Genomic DNA, 16,204 nt, shown 5'->3' on the forward strand with positions numbered 1-16,204 from the left:
TCTGGCTATGTCTTCCACCTCTGACCCGTCCCGCCGCATCCGGGCGCCCCGCGGCACCACCCTCACCGCGCACAGCTGGCAGACCGAGGCGCCGCTGCGGATGCTGATGAACAACCTGGACCCGGAAGTAGCCGAACGGCCCGAGGACCTGGTGGTCTACGGCGGCACCGGGCGGGCTGCCCGCAGCTGGGAAGCCTATGACGCCATCATCCGGACCCTCTCCACGCTGGCCGACGACGAAACACTGCTGGTGCAGTCGGGGAAACCGGTGGGGGTTTTCCGCACCCACGAATGGGCGCCGCGTGTCCTGATCGCCAACTCCAACCTGGTGGGGGACTGGGCCACTTGGCCGGAGTTCCGCCGGCTGGAAGCGGAGGGCCTGCTGATGTACGGCCAGATGACCGCCGGTTCGTGGATCTACATCGGCACCCAGGGCATCCTGCAGGGCACCTTTGAAACCTTCGGGGCCGTGGCCCGGAAGCTCTTCGGCGACGAAAACGCCACCCTGGCCGGCACCCTGACCTTGACCGGCGGCTGCGGCGGCATGGGCGGTGCGCAGCCGCTGGCTGTCACCCTGAACGGCGGGGCGGTCCTGATTGTCGACGTCGACGAGTCACGCCTGCGCCGACGCGTCGGGAAGCGCTACCTGGACGAGGTGGCACCGGACCTGGACACCGCCGTCGCCCGCGTTATGGCTGCACGGAACGAAAAACGTGCCCTGTCCGTGGGGCTGGTGGGCAACGCCGCCGAAGTGTTCGAGGAGCTGCTGCGCCGGCAGCAGGCCGGGGAGGTCACCGTCGACATTGTCACCGACCAGACCTCCGCCCACGACCCGCTGAGCTACCTGCCCGCCGGTATCCCCGTGGACCGCTGGCAGGCCGAAGCCGCCGCGGATCCGGAAGGCTTCACCAAGCAGGCCCGCGAATCCATGGCCCGGCAGGTTGCCGCCATGGTCGGATTCCAGGACGCGGGTGCCGAAGTGTTCGACTACGGCAATTCCATCCGCGACGAAGCACGCCAGGGCGGCTATGCGCGGGCCTTTGACTTCCCCGGCTTCGTCCCCGCGTACATCCGTCCGCTCTTCTGCGAGGGAATGGGGCCCTTCCGCTGGGTGGCGCTCTCCGGCGATCCGCAGGACATAGCGGTGACCGATGCAGCCATCAAGGAGCTGTTCCCCGAGAACCTCCGCCTGCACCGCTGGATCGACGCCGCGGCCGAACACGTCGAGTTCGAAGGCCTGCCCGCACGCATCTGCTGGCTGGGCTACGGTGACCGTGCCAAGGCCGGGCTCCTGTTCAACCGGCTCGTCGCCGAGGGCAAGGTGAGCGCCCCCATTGTGATCGGCCGTGACCACCTGGATTCGGGGTCGGTGGCCTCACCCTACCGGGAGACCGAGGCCATGGCCGACGGGTCGGACGCCATTGCGGACTGGCCGCTGCTCAACGCCCTGCTGAACACTGCCTCCGGCGCCACCTGGGTGTCCCTGCACCACGGCGGCGGCGTGGGCATCGGCCGATCCATCCACGCCGGCCAGGTGGGCGTGGCGGACGGAACCGAGCTGGCCGCCCGTAAACTGGAAACCCTTCTGACCAATGATCCGGGCACCGGCGTGATGCGGCACGCGGACGCCGGCTACTCCCGGGCAGCGGACGTCGCCGCCGAACGCGGAGTACGCATCCCCATGAACGAATAAGCATCCCGCCTGGAGAAAACCATGGACACTGACACTGTTACCGGCCTGCTCGCTTCCATTGCCGACGTCGGACGGGATTCCCGGCGCGGCGGCTACTCGCGCCCGGTGTTCTCCACACCGGAGCTGACGCTCCGCGAGTGGTTCGTCCAGGAGGCACAGCGCCGTGGCCTGGACGTGGAAACGGACCGCAACGGCATCCTCTGGGCCTGGTGGGGAGAACCCGAACGAGGGGCACTGGTGACCGGCAGCCACCTGGACTCGGTGCCGGGCGGCGGAGCCTTCGACGGGCCGCTGGGGGTGGCCTCCGCGCTTGCCGCCGTGGACCTGCTGCGCGGGCGCGGGATTAGCCGGAACCGCTCCCTCGCCATCACCGTCTTCCCGGAAGAGGAAGGATCCCGCTTCGGGGTCGCCTGCCTGGGCTCGCGGCTGCTGACCGGCGAAATCGATGCCGACAAGGCCCGGAACCTGCGCGATGCCGACGGCACCACCTTCGCCGACGCCGCCCGGGCCAACGGACTCGACCCCGCACGGCTGGGACGCGACGACGAGGCGCTGGCCCGGATCGGCGACTTCGTGGAACTGCATGTGGAGCAGGGCCGCGGGCTCGGCGAGGACGGACCGGCGGTGGCAGTGGGCGGATCGGTGCTGGGCCACGGCCGCTGGCGGATCAGCGTTTCCGGGCAGGGAAACCACGCCGGCACCACGGCCATGGCGGACCGCGCCGACCCCATGGTTGCAGCCGCGCAGATCATCGTTGCCGTCCAGAAGGCCGCCGAAGCCGTCGACGGTGCCCGGGCCACGGTGGGCCGCATCGCTCCGGTGCCCGGCGGCACCAATGTCATCGCCTCCCGGGTGGACCTCTGGCTCGACGCCCGGCACCCCGACGACACCACCGCTCTGGCCCTCGTGGAAAACATCCACGGCAAGGCGCAGAAAATCGCTGCGTTCGAAGGCTGCACCGTCTCCCTGACACCGGAATCGTGGACCGGCGCAGTCAGCTTCGACGCCGCACTGGGCCGCAGCCTGGAGCTGGCTCTTCCCGGGGCCCCGGTGCTGGCCACGGGGGCGGGGCACGACGCCGGCATCCTCGCCGGACACGTGCCTTCCGGAATGCTGTTTGTCCGCAACCCGACCGGGATCTCGCACTCCCCGGAGGAACACGTGGAGGCCGAGGACGCCGATGCCGGCGCCGTGGCGCTTGCCGACGCGCTGGAGGCGCTGCTGTGAAAGATGCCGCGGGTCCTTCGGTCGAGGGTGCCGCCGTCTGGTGCGAGGCCGGGTGGTACGAGGGCAGTATCCGGGAGGGCATCCGGCTGACGGTCGGCTCCGCCGGCGAAGTCACGGCAGCCGCACCCGGAACGGAAGCCGAACCCGGGGACCTGGTGCTGTCCGGCGTCGTCTATCCGGCAGCCGCCAACGCCCACTCGCATGCCTTCCACCGGGTGCTGCGTGGACGCACCCACACCGCCGGGGACTTCTGGAGCTGGCGCGAGCAGATGTACTCGGCCGCGGGCACCCTCACGCCGGAACTCTACGAGCAGCTGGCGACGGCGGTCTTCGCGGAGATGGTGGTCTCGGGATACACCAGCGTGGCCGAATTCCACTATGTGCACCATGCGTCGGACGGCTCCGCGTATCCCGGGCACGCAATGGAACTGGCCCTGGCCCGGGCCGCAGTTGCCGCCGGCATCCGGCTGACCCTGCTGGACACCTGCTATCTTTCCGGCGGTTTCGGACCAGGCGGTTCCGGGACACGTAGTTCGGGGACACCGCTGGACGCCCGGCAGCGGCGGTTCGGGGATGCCGACGCCGATGCCTGGCTGGAGCGGTTCGCGTCGCTGCAGGTGGTGGTCGGGGAGCGGTTCGATCCGGAGCAGGTGAGTGTCGGGGCCGCCCTGCACTCGGTCCGCGCCGTACCGGAAGCTGCATTGGCCCGCATCGCGGAGCGGCTCCCGGCCGGGATTCCGCTGCACATCCACCTGTCCGAACAGCCGCAGGAGAACGCCGACTGCCTCGCTGCCACCGGGCTGACCCCCACCGGGCTGCTGCACCGGCACGGGCTGCTCGGGCCCCGACTCTCCGTGGTCCACGCGACGCACCTGACCGACGCCGACATCGCCCTGCTGGGAGACGCCGGCGCCACCGCGGTGTTCTGCCCCACCACGGAGGCCGACCTCGCTGACGGACTCGGACCGGCGTCAGCCCTGCGGAAAGCCGGAGTTGCCCTGGCGCTGGGCAGTGACCAGCACGCCGTCGTCGATCCGTGGCTGGAAATGCGGGCGCTGGAATACGGAGAGCGGCTGCGGAGCGGCAAGCGCGGGGCCTTCGCTCCGGCCGCCCTGCATTTCGCTGTGTCCGAGGCCGGTGCGCGCGCCCAGGGACGGACAGCGCCCGGGCTGGAACCGGGGAAGGCCTGCGACCTGATGGCCGTGGACTCCCACAGCCTACGTACCGCCGGGTCACGGCCCGACCAGCTGGCCTTCTCCGCCACCGCTGCGGACGTAACCGCCGTCGTCGTCGGCGGCCGGCTTCGCGCCCGGAACGGTTCGCACACTTCACTCGGAGACCCGGCCGCCCTGCTGCGGGAGGCCATTGCCGCCGTCGACTCTGCGGCCGTACCGGGGGACGAAACCCGCTTGGAAGGAACCCGGCGCCCATGAGCTCCGCTTCAACACTGATCACGAACATCGGCGAACTATCCACCCAGGACGACACCGCGGATACCCCCGTGCTGCGGGACGCGGCCGTGGTGTTCGAGGGGGAACGGATCAGCTGGATCGGCCCGGCGGGGAACGCTCCGGCGGCTGACGAGGTCATCGACGCCGGCGGGCGGGCCGGGCTGCCGGGCTGGGTGGACTCGCACACCCATCTGGTGTTTGCCGGGGACCGCAGCGCGGAGTTCGAGGCACGGATGGCGGGGCAGGCCTACGAAGCAGGCGGGATCGCCGTCACGACGGAAGCCACCCGGGCGGCGTCGGACTATGACCTGACCCGGATGCTCCTGGCCCGGGCTGCCGAAGCGGCGGCGGGCGGGACCACCTACCTGGAAACCAAGACCGGCTACGGGCTGAGCGTGGAAGAGGAACGCCGGCATGCCCGGATCGCTTCCACGGTGGCGGACACCGTCACCTTCCTGGGCGCGCACCTCGTTCCGGACGGAGCCGACGCCGACGAGTACACGGAGCTGGTCTGCACCGACATGCTCGCTGCAGTGCGCCCGTATGTGCAGTGGGCAGACGTTTTCTGCGAAAAGGGAGCCTTCACCGAGGAACAGTCCCGCCGGGTGCTGCAGGCGGCCCGGGATGCGGGCCTGGGGCTGCGGGTGCACGGCAACCAGCTCGGCCCGGGGGCCGGTGTGCGGCTCGCCGTGGAGTTCGGGGCGGCCAGCGTCGACCACGTGAACCACCTGTCCGACGACGACGTGGCCGCGCTCGCGGACACATGGTCCGGGTGGGATGCGGGTACCGGAGTTCCCGGCACCGTGGCAACATGCCTGCCCGCCTGCGACCTGTCCACCCGGGCACCGCTGGCTCCGGCACGGCAGCTGCTGGACGCCGGCGTGCAGGTGGCATTGGCGTCCAACTGCAACCCGGGAACGTCCTTCACCAGCTCCATGGCCTTCTGCGTGGCCACCGCTGTGCTCCAGATGGGACTGACCGTGCAGGAAGCCGTCCGGGCCGCCACTTACGGCGGCGCTCTGGCACTGCGGGTGCACACCGGGGAGGACCGGGACGGTGCACGGGCTGTCGGGTCGCTCGCCGTCGGGCACCGTGCCGACCTGCAGCTGCTCAACGCTCCCTCGGCCGCCCATCTGGCGTACCGGCCCGGCATGCCGCTGACCGGCATGGTGTTTCGAGCCGGGGTGCCGGTGCGCCGCTGATCGCACCCTTGTCCTCCGCTGATCGCACCCTTGTCCTCCGCTGAGGTGCCGGGTTGAGTTGACGCATGGGAAAGATCATCTATTCGGTTTCCTCAACCCTGGACGGCTACATTGCAGATGCCCAGGGCGACTTTTCCTGGGCCTTTCCCGCCGAAGCAGTGATTGCAGCGCTCACCGAGGACATGGCGAACGTGACCACGTACCTGTACGGACGGCGGATGTACGAAACCATGGCCGTCTGGGAGACCGACCCCTCCGCAGCCGACGAGTCACCGGAATCGGCCAGCTTCGTCGAGGTCTGGAAGCGCGCCCGAAAGGTGGTCTTTTCCAGGACGCTGGACGATGTCTGGACGCAACGGACCCGATTGGAAAGGGAACTCACGGCTCAGGCCGTCGAGCGGGCGCAAGCCGAAACGCCCGGCGACCTCACCATTGAAGGCCCCACCCTGGCCGGAACCGCCCTCCGGATGGGACTCGTGGACGTGGTGGAACTGATGATCTGGCCCGTGACGGTGGGCGGCGGAACCCGGGTGTTTCCCGAGGGGCTAAGGGCAAACCTCCGGCTGGCACGGGAACGGCGCTTCGATGGGCAAGGCATGGTCCAGGTCCGATACGAGACGGGGTAGGCCCGCATCCGGGCAGCTCCGCACCGGGATCCACCCGGCGGCGTCCGGCACAATGGTGTCCATGCGCGCTGCCTTCCCCTCCGCCCCCGCCGAATCCCTGGATCCGCGGGCACGCCGGATGCTGGTGTTCGAAATCCTGATTGTGCTGGGGCTTTCGCTCGGCAGGTCCGGGGTCTACGCCGTCGTCGAACTCATCGAAAAGGCCACCGAGGCGCCCTTGGGCGACCAGACCACCACGCTGAATCCCGTCCTCGATGACCGGCCGTACTTCGACCTGGTGTACCAGCTGCTGGGGATCTTCTTCTCCCTGCTGCCCGTGGCGCTGGTCCTGTTCCTGCTGACCGAACCGGGGAAGTCCGCGTTCCGCCGGATCGGGTTCACGTTTGCCCGGCCGCTTCGGGACTTCGCGTTGGGGGCGGCTCTGGCAGCGGTCATCGGTATCGGCACGCTTGGCGTTTACGCCGCCGGACGGGCCCTGGGCATCACCACCGCCATTGTCCCGGCAGCCCTGGACACCTACTGGTGGACACTGCCGGTGCTGATCCTCTCTGCCATGCGGCACGCCGTGCTCGAGGAAGTCATTGTGGTGGGCTACCTGTTCCTGCGGCTGCGGCAACTGGGCTGGGGGACGCCGGCGATCATCCTCACCAGCGCCCTGATCCGGGCCAGCTACCACCTCTACCAGGGCATCGGCCCCGGTATCGGGAACTTCCTGATGGGCCTGCTCTTCGGCTACGTCTACACCAAGACGCGGCGGGTGATGCCGCTCGTGATCGCGCACGCGCTGGTGGACGTTGCCGGGTTTGTCGGGTTCGCCCTCTTCGGTTCGGCAATCGGGATCGGCGACTAGCGGGCACTGCGACTCCTCGGGCACTGCGACTCCACGGGCACATAGTATGGCCCCGTGACACTGATGACCTCCTGGGGTGCAGCCCTGGACCCCGAATCCGTCCTGCCGGAATACCCCCGACCCCAGTTGGCCCGCGACAGCTACCTCAATCTCAACGGCTACTGGCAGTATGCCATCACAGGCACCCGTCGGGAGCAGCCGCCCCGGGACGGGGACTGGGACGGGCACATCCTGGTGCCGTTCTCACCCGAAGCGCCGCTCTCCGGAGTGAACCGGTACCTCCAGCCGCAGCAGCTGCTCTGGTACCGGCGGACCGTGACCCTGCCCGAGGGCTTCGCGGGGGAGCGGGTACTGCTGCACTTCGGCGCTGTGGACTCCAGCTGCCGGGTCACGGTCAACGGCATTTCCGTGGGCGGGCACGACGGCGGCTACCTGCCGTTCTCCCTGGACATCACCGACGCGCTGGCTGCGGGTCCGGACGGCGGTTCCCCCGGGGCTGAGCACGAAATCGTGGTCCGGGTCCGTGACCTAAGCAACGCCGGTTCCGCCAGCCGCGGCAAGCAGACCCTGGACCGCGGCGGGATCTGGTACACCGCACAGTCCGGGATCTGGCAGACGGTCTGGCTGGAAGCGGTGCCGCAGGCGAGCATCACCCGTCTGGTCCTTGTTCCGGACCTGGACTCGGTGACCGCCACGGTGCTGGTCGACGATGTCCGGTCCGCCCCGGACAGCACTGACCTGCAGGCGGAAGTCACCGTGACCGCGGGCGGGCACCCGGTGGCGGCCGCCGTCGTCGTTCCCGGTACCCCGGTGCGGATCCCGATACCGGATCCGCACCTCTGGTCCCCGGAGGACCCGTTCCTTTACGACGTCACCGTGCGGCTGCTCACCGGCGGGAAGGAAGCGGACCGTGTGCGCAGCTATACGGCGCTGCGGACCGTAGGAACGGGACCCGACGACGCCGGGCACCTCCGGCTGCTGCTGAACGGGCGGCCGTATTTTCACGCGGGCCTGCTGGACCAGGGGTACTGGCCGGACGGGCTGTACACCGCGCCGTCGGACGAGGCCCTGGCCTCCGACATCCGTGCGGCGAAGGACCTGGGCTTCAACATGCTGCGCAAGCACATCAAGATCGAGCCCCTGCGCTGGTATTACCACGCAGACCGGCTGGGCATCCTCGTCTGGCAGGACCTGGTCAACGGCGGCACGACCTATAAACACTCCGTGGTCGCTGCCCCCGCGGTGGGTGCGGCGCACCGGGCCGACGACGACTACGCGGCCTTCGGGCGGGCCGACGAGCAGGGGAGGAAACAGTTCCTGGCCGAACTGCACGGCACGGTGGAGCTGCTGGACAATAGCCCCTCCATCGCGGTGTGGGTGCCGTTCAATGAAGGATGGGGCCAGTTCGATGCCAATGCCGTCGCCGAACTGCTGCGGAGCCTGGACCCGACCCGGACCATCGACCACGCCAGCGGCTGGCATGACCAGGGCGGGGGAGACCTCAAAAGCGTGCACGTCTACTTTGTGCCCTTCCGGCTGCGGAAGGGCTGGCTGGCCGGCGGCCGTGCAGTGGTGCTGTCCGAATACGGCGGGTACAGCCTGCGGATCCCCGGGCACACCTTCAACAACAAGGAGTTCGGTTACCGGCGGTTCCGGTCCCGGAGTGCCCTGGCCCGCGCCTACGAGCGGCTGCACCGGCGGCAGATTGAACCTGCGGTTGCCGGCGGGCTGGCCGCCACGGTCTACACCCAGCTCACCGACGTCGAGGACGAGGTCAACGGGCTGCTTACCTATGACCGCCGGGTGGTAAAGCTCGACGCCGAGCTGGTGCGGGGGATCAATGCGGGGCTTCGCCGGGCTGCCGGGGGCTGACCCGTCTTGCTGCGGGTTTGCCTCGTTTTGTCCGGATCCCTGCAGATTGTCCGATTCCCTGCACCGCGCGGCGCAGGGATTGCCACAAACCGCAGGGATTCGGACAATCCGGAGGGAATCAGTGGCGTCGGGCGCGGGGGAGACCCGCGCGGAGCAAGCGCTGTACCAAGGACTCAGGGTGCTGGGGCTCTCTTGAGATGTCGTCCCAGGACCAGCGTATAAAACTGACCCCCGTTGCGCGGAGGGCATCTTCACGCCGTTTCTCCTGACGCAGCGTGTCCCACGAAGGGGCAAGGGCTGCATCGCCCCGACCGTATTTCACTGCGCCGTCGAATTCCCCAACGAGCCTCTGCTCGCGCCAATAAAAGTCGACGCGGAAGCGGCCGGCGGACGTGTTGAACTGTTGCTGGAGTTCCGGCGGAAGGAAACGGTGCCGGTGAATCACTGCCCGGGAGTAGGACTCACCCGCCGATTCGGAATGTGGATCGGCGAAGTCGACAACCCGCTGAGCTCGGAGCTGCTTAACCTGACCGGGCAGGTTCCCGGCTGTTTCCCGCAGGCGGTCCTTTGCCAGGGGAGGCAAACCACGAACGGTATCCGGCCGTAGCACGTGGTCCATGGCCGGAACTGCGTGCTCGAAAGGGAGATAGGCAGCCATGTCCAGGACGGTCTGCGCCCGGGACGTCAGGGCCACCTCATCCAAGGTGGTGACCGGTTCCAACAGCTGACGCTCCACCCAGCGGAGCCCACCACGGCGCTGGCCATGAGTGGGAGGTACGGCCAACAGCAGAACCTCAGCAGAGTGTCCAATGACGGGCAGCCCCCACATGACGGCAGCAGATTGCTGGATAAGGATGCGCTGACCGTGTCCCTGTTCCACGGCCGCCCGGATCCGCACCCGTTGCTGTTCCCAGGGAGAAAGATGCTGCCACTCATCCGCCTTCATGTAGGCACCATGACGGACGCGAATCAGCTGACCGGACCGGCAGCTCGAGGCTAAGGCACGGCGGTCAGCACCGTGGGCCTCCGCATCGGCTGTGAAAATGAGCTCCGGATCCATGAACTCAAAGGTGGATGGGTAACAGCGGACCCGCGAGGGTATGCCCCCCTATTGTGGAAAACCCTCGGGCGCCTCGGTCTGGCGAAGCCCTGCGGTTTGTCGCGATGCCTGCGGTTTGTGGAGCCCCATCGGCGTGGCGAAGCCCTGCGGTTTGTCGCGATCCCTGCGGTTTGTGGAGCCCCATCGGCGTGGCAATGCCCTGCGGTTTGTCGCGATCCCTGCGGTTTGTGACAATTCCTGCGCCGCGCGGTGCAGGAATCCGGACATACCGCAGGGATCCGGACACAGCGCAGGGACAGACCGCAGGGATCCGGACACAGCGCAGGGACAGACCGCAGGGGTTCGGACTCAGTGCGGGGACAAACCGCAGGGAACCGGACATACCGCAGGGGGTCCGGGCACCGTGCGGGCACATTTTGGGGAAAAGGCTGCCGGTTTGGGAAATTCCTGCCACGGCGCAGCGCAGGGATTTCCCGAACCGGCAGGAAAACCCCAAAACGGCAGCAGAAGCAGCAGAAACCCAGTGCTAGATCTCTACAGGACCGTTCGCGGTGTCGAAGGTGACGGACATGATGCCCGGGGTGCCGGCCGGGGCAATCCACGTGACATCCACGTTCTCCAGCGGCTTCTCCACGGGATGGCCCAGCCAGTCAGTGACGCGTGCGGCGGACCCGGCAATGGTCAGGGACTTCAGCTTCACCGAACCGGGCATTCCCGGAATGGCGTTGGAGGGGTGCAGCTCCGCTGTGCCGTCGTCCCAGCGGAGCAGGTAGGGCACCTGCGGATCGGCAATCAAGCCGTTGATGCCGATCTGCCGCCAGGTCAGCTCCTGGCCGTCGGGGAACTTGCGGTTGCCCGGGACGGACTGCCGGCCGAGGCGTTCCTCGAAGGGCGAGAGATCGTCAACGGCAACACACCAACCCATCCAGCCGCCGCCGCATTCGGAGCGCTGGCGCACGGCCTGGCCGAACGGCGCCTTGTCCGACGCCGGGTGGTTCAGGACCTCCACCACCTCGACGTACTGGTTGTTGGCGAGGGGCAGGATCATATTGCGGGTACCGAATCGGGGGTGGACGCCACCCTTCACGAAATCGGCGCCGAGAGCAGCAGCAATCCTCTCGGTAGTGGCCAAAAGACCGTCAGGTTCACAGGCATAAGAAACATGGTCCAAGCGCATGCGGCCCATTGTGACACGTTGTGATACCCGTCTCGACCAAGGAAAGCCTAAGTGCGGAATGTTCCCCGACGCAGTACCGGATTACAGCCAAAAGGCTCCCGCATTTCACGGTGCGTCACAGAGGTTGCGCGACGGCGGCATATCGGTTTCCATAGGTGCAGGTCATGAGTGCCAGCAGATAGCCCCGGCTTGCTGGCCGGCAACCCTCCAACCGCGGTGGGGTGCCCCGGGTGAAGACCTGGCCGTACGCCAAACGGGCGTCCGGCAAGCGCGGGTCCCACGACCCCACCGGACATCCGGCGTACCCGGATGCACCCCGGCGGCGTTGTGCGGCCCCTGGTTTGAGGGAGCATCATGAGTGCAGACTGGTCATTTGAAACCCGCCAGATCCATGTAGGCCAGGAGCCCGACGCCGTCACCGGCGCTCGTGCCCTGCCGATCTACCAGACGACATCCTTCGTTTTTCCGAGTGCAGAGGCCGCTGCGAACCGGTTTGCCCTGGCCGAACTGGAACCGATCTACACCCGGATCGGCAACCCTACCCAGGAAGCGGTGGAAAACCGGATCGCCTCCCTTGAGGGCGGCGTCGGCGCCCTGCTGCTGGCGTCCGGGCAGGCGGCCGAAACCTTCGCGCTGCTGAACCTGGCGCAGGCCGGTGACCATGTGGTCGCCAGCCCCAGCCTCTACGGCGGGACCTACAACCTGCTGAAGCACACCCTGAAGCGGTTCGGCATCGAAACCACCTTCGTGCAGGACCCGGACAACCTGGACCACTGGCGCGATGCCGTCCGGCCCAATACCAAGGCCTTCTTCGGCGAGGTGGTCTCCAATCCCCGCCAGGATGTCCTGGACCTGGAAGGCATCAGCGCCGTGGCCCACGAGGCGGGCGTGCCGCTGATCGTGGACAACACGCTGTCGACGCCGTACCTGATCCGTCCGATCGAATGGGGAGCCGACATAGTGGTCCACTCGGCCACGAAGTACCTCGGCGGGCACGGGACGGCCATTGCCGGCGTCATCGTCGATTCGGGCAACTTCGACTTCGCCGCGGATCCGGAGAAGTTCCCCGGGTTCAATACCCCGGACGAAAGCTACAACGGGCTCGTCTACGCCCGGGACCTCGGCGTCAACGGGGCCCTCGGGGCGAACCTGGCTTTCATCCTGAAGGCGCGGGTGCAGCTGCTGCGGGACCTCGGGTCCGCAGTGTCGCCGTTCAACGCGTTCCTGATTGCCCAGGGACTGGAAACGCTGAGCCTGCGGCTGGAGCGGCACGTATCCAACGCCGTCGCCGTAGCGAACTGGCTGGAAGGCCACGACGACGTCGTGTCGGTTGCGTACGCGGGCCTGGAGTCCAGTCCGTGGTTTGAGCGTGGCCGCAAATACGGGCCGCGCGGCACCGGCGCCATTGTGTCCTTCGAGATCGAGGGCGGCATCGACGCCGGCAAGCGCTTTGTGGACGGACTGGAGCTGCACTCACATGTGGCCAATGTCGGAGACGTCCGTTCCCTGGTGATCCACCCGGCGTCGACCACCCACAGCCAACTGGGTGCCGAAGCACAGCTCGCCGCAGGGGTCAGCCCCGGACTGGTGCGTCTCTCGGTCGGCATCGAGCACATCGACGACATCCTCGCGGACCTTGACGCAGGGTTCCGGGCCGCCAAGGGAGCATAGCGCCCGTGTCACGGCACCCGGCACCCCGGCACGAGCCGCTGACGGTGCCCCCGCTGCAGCACCCCTCCAATCAGGATGGGGTGCTGCAGTACGCCTCCATCGGCGGACTGGAGCTGGAAACCGGAGGGTACCTGCCCGACGTCGTCCTGGCCTACGAGACGTGGGGGCAGCTGGACCCGGACGCCGGCAACGCCGTGCTGGTCCCGCATGCGCTGACCGGCAGCACCCACGTAGCCCGCGGGAGCAGCACCGAACCGGGCTGGTGGGAGGAGCTGGTGGGCCCGGGCCGGACTGTGGACACTCGCCGGTACTTCGTGGTCTCGGTCAACATGCTGGGCGGTTGCTACGGCTCCACGGGACCTGCCTCGGCTGACCCGGACGGATTGCCGTGGGGCTCACGGTTTCCGTTCGTCACCGTCCGGGATTCGGTCCGGGCGGAGGCGCGGCTGGCGGACCGGCTGGGCATTGCACGGTGGCATGCCGTGCTGGGCGGTTCGCTCGGGGGAGCGCGGGCGCTGGAATGGGCGGTGACCGAACCGGACCGGGTGCGGCACTGCGGGGTGATCGCAGCCACCGCAGCCAGCACGGCCGAGCAGATCGCGTTTGCCCAGGCGCAGCTGGCCGCTATCCGGCTGGATCCGGATTTCAACGGAGGCGACTATTACAACGGCACGCCTCCGCTGGCCGGCCTCGGCCTGGCCCGCCGGATTGCGCACATCACCTACCGGTCCGAACCGGAACTGGAATACCGGTTCGGACGCAGTTCCCAGGCGTCCGAGGACCCTTTCGGCGCCGCCTACGCGGCCGGAAGGGGCCGGTACTCCGTGGAGAGCTACCTGGACCACCAGGCCCGGAAACTGGCCGACCGGTTCGATGCCAACAGCTATCTGGCGCTCACCGAAGCCCTGGTCAGCCACGACGTCGCCCGGGGCCGGGGAAGCCTGCGCGCGGCGCTCGCAGGCACGACGGCGGACTTCTTTATTGCCGCGGTGGAATCGGACCGGCTCTACTTTCCCCAGCAGTCGGCGGATCTGGCAGCGGCCCTGCCCCGGGGAACGCAGGTCCATCTCATTCGGGCACCCATCGGGCATGACGGTTTCCTGACCAGCGTCCGGGAGATTTCCGGCGCCTTGAAGCGGGAGGTGTTCGGGTAGGACGCTCAAGCGTCCGGGGCCTCCATCAGCCAAAACGCTGCTCCGGTGGGGTCGGCCAGCTGGACCATCCGGCCGAAGTCGGAATCCTCCGGCACGCTTAACACCGATCCGCCCAGCTGCTCCGCCTGCTCGGCCGCGGCGTCGATGTCCGCGTGGCCGAAGTAGATCTCCCAGTGGGAGGGGACGTCCTCCGGGAGTTCAGCGGCGGCATCCATCACCCCGGCCACCGGACGGCCGTTGCTTTGCAGCGTGGAGTAGCGGAACTCGTCGGTGTCTGACAGGACCTCTGTTTCCCAGCCGAACACGTTCCGGTAAAACGCCAGGGCCGCCGGATAGTCATTGGTCATGAGCTCGTACCAGACCGGTGCCCGGGTCTCATCGATCCGCGCGAATCCCCGGTGGCTATCCGGCTGCCAGACACCGATGGCCGCTCCGGTGGGGTCGCCAACCACTGCCACCGTGCCCTGGTCCAGGGCACGCGCCGGGTCCAGCATCACCTGCCCTCCGGCGGCGGCAGCGGAATCGGCTGTGGCGCCGGCGTCGTCGGAGGCAAGGTACACGGTCCAGAAATCCGGGAACGTGTTCTCCGGCGAGTTCTGCATCATGCCGGCCACCACGTCCCCGTTGTGCCGGAAGTGGAGGTAATGTCCGGATTCCCTGCCCAGGTCCACGGCGTCCCAGCCGAGTAGTCCGGCATAGAACTCCCGGGCCCGGGCAGGATCGGAGGAGGCCAGATCCGCCCAGCAGGGGGAACCGGCAGGGAAACGATCGGGTGCAGCAGGCATGGCGGGCCACCTCTTTTTGGAGGAACTGCAGGGATATCCGCTGTTATACCAACCCCGTTCGGCGGACAACAGGGGCCTACCCCTTGCCCGCCGCGGCAATTCATGGGAGAACATTCCCCATGGCAGATCGGATCTCGCTTTCCGGCCGGGCGCAGTGCACACCGGAGGTTCTCTGGCACGTGCTCGTTGATAACCGGGCGGCCTGGTGGCCGGACATGGACTTCGCTGCGCATCCGGGAGCGCCCCTGAAGGAGCGGTGGAGCGAGGACGGAGTGGAGCACACAGCCACCGGTACGGTCCTGGCCGTCGCCCCCGGCCGGCTGCTTTCCTTCCGCTGGACCGCACCCGAATGGGGTGCCCACACAGTGGTCAGTTTCGAACTGACCGACGAAATAGATGCCACGGGGGTGGCAGTGACCGAGAGCGGCTTTGCAGCGCTCGACGCCGGAGTGGGTGCCGAACTCTCCGCAGCCCACCGGGAAGGGTGGGCCTTCCACCTGGCGAACCTCATTGAGCAGGCCGAAAAAACCGACCAGGCACAGCAGGCGGGCGGCTCCTGAAAGCAGGTCTAGTCTGCTGATCCCTGCGGCATCCGCTGCCCGAACATCGGTCCGGCCTCGGGACGCTTGGCGGAGATCCCGTCACCCGAGGACTGGTGCCGCACCCGGCGGACCACCCACGGGAACAGGAACTCGCGGGCCCAGACCATGTCCTCGGAGCGCGCCGTCCGCCAGTTTTTTGCAGGCAGCGGTTTGGTCTCCAGGGGCTGCAGTGAATGCGGTACCTGCAGGGTATCCAGCACCATCGCGGCAATGGTGTGGTGTCCCAGCGGAGAGAAATGCAGGCGGTCCGGAGCCCACATCTGCGGATCATTCAACTCGCGCAGCGCCCACATGTCGGCAATGACGGCGCCGTGCCGCTTGGCTACGGTCCGCAGGTTTTCGTTGTAGATAGCCGCCCGGCCCCGGACACCGCCCAGCACAGGAGTGCTCCCGAGATCAGGGCCGGTAAACAGGACCACCCCGGCACCTGATCCGCGCAGCCGGGCCACGGCGCCGTCCATGCGTTCGGCCAGCCGGTCCGGATCGCCGCCGGGACGGATCACGTCGTTGCCGCCTGCGCAGATGGTGACCAGATCCGGCTTCAAGGCGAGGGCCGGCTCCAGCTGCTCGTCAATGATCTGGTTCAGCAGCCGTCCCCGGATGGCGAGGTTCGCGTAGGAAAAGTCGGGCTGCCCCGAAGCCAGTTCCTCCGCCACCCGGTCCGCCCAGCCGCGGTTGCCGCCCGGACTGTCCGGATTGGGATCGCCGATGCCCTCGGTGAAGGAATCGCCCATGGCCACGAACCGGGACCAGAGGTGCAGCGGCTGCTGCGCCTGCCGGGAATCGGGGGCGGAAACGGCTTCGGGCAAGGAATTTGTACTCACCGGTCAATAC

General features: G+C 68.0%; 14 protein-coding genes and 1 riboswitch. Of the genes, 10 read left to right on the forward strand and 4 right to left on the reverse strand.

The genetic code is table 11. The annotated features are described in order from the left end of the window. Positions 1 to 7: 7 nt before the first annotated feature. The 7 genes from hutU (at position 8) to N2K99_RS05245 (ending at position 8,921) form a co-directional block, all read left to right on the forward strand. Positions 8 to 1,693: a urocanate hydratase gene (gene hutU, locus N2K99_RS05215; protein ID WP_227934530.1), complete on the forward strand. Its 1,686-nt coding sequence runs from the start codon at positions 8 to 10 to the stop codon at positions 1,691 to 1,693. Between the two features lie 21 nt (positions 1,694 to 1,714). After that, the gene (locus N2K99_RS05220; protein WP_227934531.1) at positions 1,715 to 2,920 is read left to right on the forward strand and encodes an allantoate amidohydrolase; all 1,206 of its coding nucleotides are present in this window, start codon (positions 1,715 to 1,717) and stop codon (positions 2,918 to 2,920) included. Next, a complete protein-coding gene (locus tag N2K99_RS05225; RefSeq protein WP_227934532.1) occupies positions 2,917 to 4,353 on the forward strand; it encodes a formimidoylglutamate deiminase in 1,437 nt (478 codons plus the stop codon). Before N2K99_RS05220 ends, N2K99_RS05225 begins: the two co-directional genes overlap by 4 nt. Further along, entirely contained in the window at positions 4,350 to 5,573 is a 1,224-nt protein-coding gene (gene hutI, locus N2K99_RS05230; protein WP_227934533.1) for an imidazolonepropionase, read from the forward strand. Before N2K99_RS05225 ends, hutI begins: the two co-directional genes overlap by 4 nt. 65 nt (positions 5,574 to 5,638) lie before the next feature. After that, the gene (locus tag N2K99_RS05235) at positions 5,639 to 6,199 is read left to right on the forward strand and encodes a dihydrofolate reductase family protein (protein WP_227934534.1); all 561 of its coding nucleotides are present in this window, start codon (positions 5,639 to 5,641) and stop codon (positions 6,197 to 6,199) included. Between the two features lie 61 nt (positions 6,200 to 6,260). After that, positions 6,261 to 7,049, forward strand: a complete 789-nt coding sequence (locus N2K99_RS05240) for a CPBP family intramembrane glutamic endopeptidase (protein ID WP_227934535.1) — start codon at positions 6,261 to 6,263, stop codon at positions 7,047 to 7,049. 63 nt (positions 7,050 to 7,112) lie between these two features. Continuing rightward, complete coding sequence (locus N2K99_RS05245) at positions 7,113 to 8,921, forward strand: glycoside hydrolase family 2 protein (protein ID WP_227934560.1); 1,809 nt, start codon at positions 7,113 to 7,115, stop codon at positions 8,919 to 8,921. 118 nt (positions 8,922 to 9,039) lie between these two features. On the opposite strand, the gene N2K99_RS05250 is transcribed toward N2K99_RS05245, so the two are convergent. Together N2K99_RS05250 and N2K99_RS05255 are read right to left on the reverse strand one after the other, a co-directional pair. Beyond that, positions 9,040 to 9,867 carry an endonuclease domain-containing protein gene (locus N2K99_RS05250; protein ID WP_227934536.1) on the reverse strand — a complete coding sequence of 276 codons (828 nt, stop codon included), beginning with the start codon at positions 9,865 to 9,867 and terminating at the stop codon, positions 9,040 to 9,042. A gap of 640 nt (positions 9,868 to 10,507) precedes the next feature. After that, entirely contained in the window at positions 10,508 to 11,158 is a 651-nt protein-coding gene (locus N2K99_RS05255; protein ID WP_227924410.1) for a VOC family protein, read from the reverse strand. A 160-nt stretch (positions 11,159 to 11,318) separates the two neighbouring features. After that, a riboswitch (SAM riboswitch) is annotated at positions 11,319 to 11,435 on the forward strand. A gap of 77 nt (positions 11,436 to 11,512) precedes the next feature. On the opposite strand from N2K99_RS05255, the gene N2K99_RS05260 reads away from it, so the two are divergent. Next, positions 11,513 to 12,829: a bifunctional o-acetylhomoserine/o-acetylserine sulfhydrylase gene (locus N2K99_RS05260; protein ID WP_227934537.1), complete on the forward strand. Its 1,317-nt coding sequence runs from the start codon at positions 11,513 to 11,515 to the stop codon at positions 12,827 to 12,829. A 38-nt stretch (positions 12,830 to 12,867) separates the two neighbouring features. Further along, on the forward strand, positions 12,868 to 13,983 hold the full coding sequence (locus tag N2K99_RS05265) for a homoserine O-acetyltransferase (protein ID WP_227924464.1): 1,116 nt from the start codon (positions 12,868 to 12,870) through the stop codon (positions 13,981 to 13,983). Between the two features lie 5 nt (positions 13,984 to 13,988). Here the strand turns inward: N2K99_RS05265 and N2K99_RS05270 are convergent, their stop codons facing one another. Continuing rightward, positions 13,989 to 14,768 carry a VOC family protein gene (locus tag N2K99_RS05270; protein WP_227934538.1) on the reverse strand — a complete coding sequence of 260 codons (780 nt, stop codon included), beginning with the start codon at positions 14,766 to 14,768 and terminating at the stop codon, positions 13,989 to 13,991. 119 nt (positions 14,769 to 14,887) lie between these two features. Between N2K99_RS05270 and N2K99_RS05275 the strand changes: the two genes are divergently transcribed. Beyond that, positions 14,888 to 15,328 (forward strand): SRPBCC domain-containing protein, encoded by a 441-nt coding sequence (locus N2K99_RS05275; RefSeq protein ID WP_227924413.1) that lies wholly within the window; start codon positions 14,888 to 14,890, stop codon positions 15,326 to 15,328. Between the two features lie 8 nt (positions 15,329 to 15,336). On the opposite strand, the gene N2K99_RS05280 is transcribed toward N2K99_RS05275, so the two are convergent. Beyond that, on the reverse strand, positions 15,337 to 16,179 hold the full coding sequence (locus tag N2K99_RS05280; protein ID WP_374200076.1) for an SGNH/GDSL hydrolase family protein: 843 nt from the start codon (positions 16,177 to 16,179) through the stop codon (positions 15,337 to 15,339). Positions 16,180 to 16,204 lie beyond the last annotated feature (25 nt).

The sequence above is a fragment of the Arthrobacter sp. zg-Y1110 genome, assembly GCF_025244865.1.
In the GTDB taxonomy this organism is placed as follows: domain Bacteria; phylum Actinomycetota; class Actinomycetes; order Actinomycetales; family Micrococcaceae; genus Arthrobacter_B.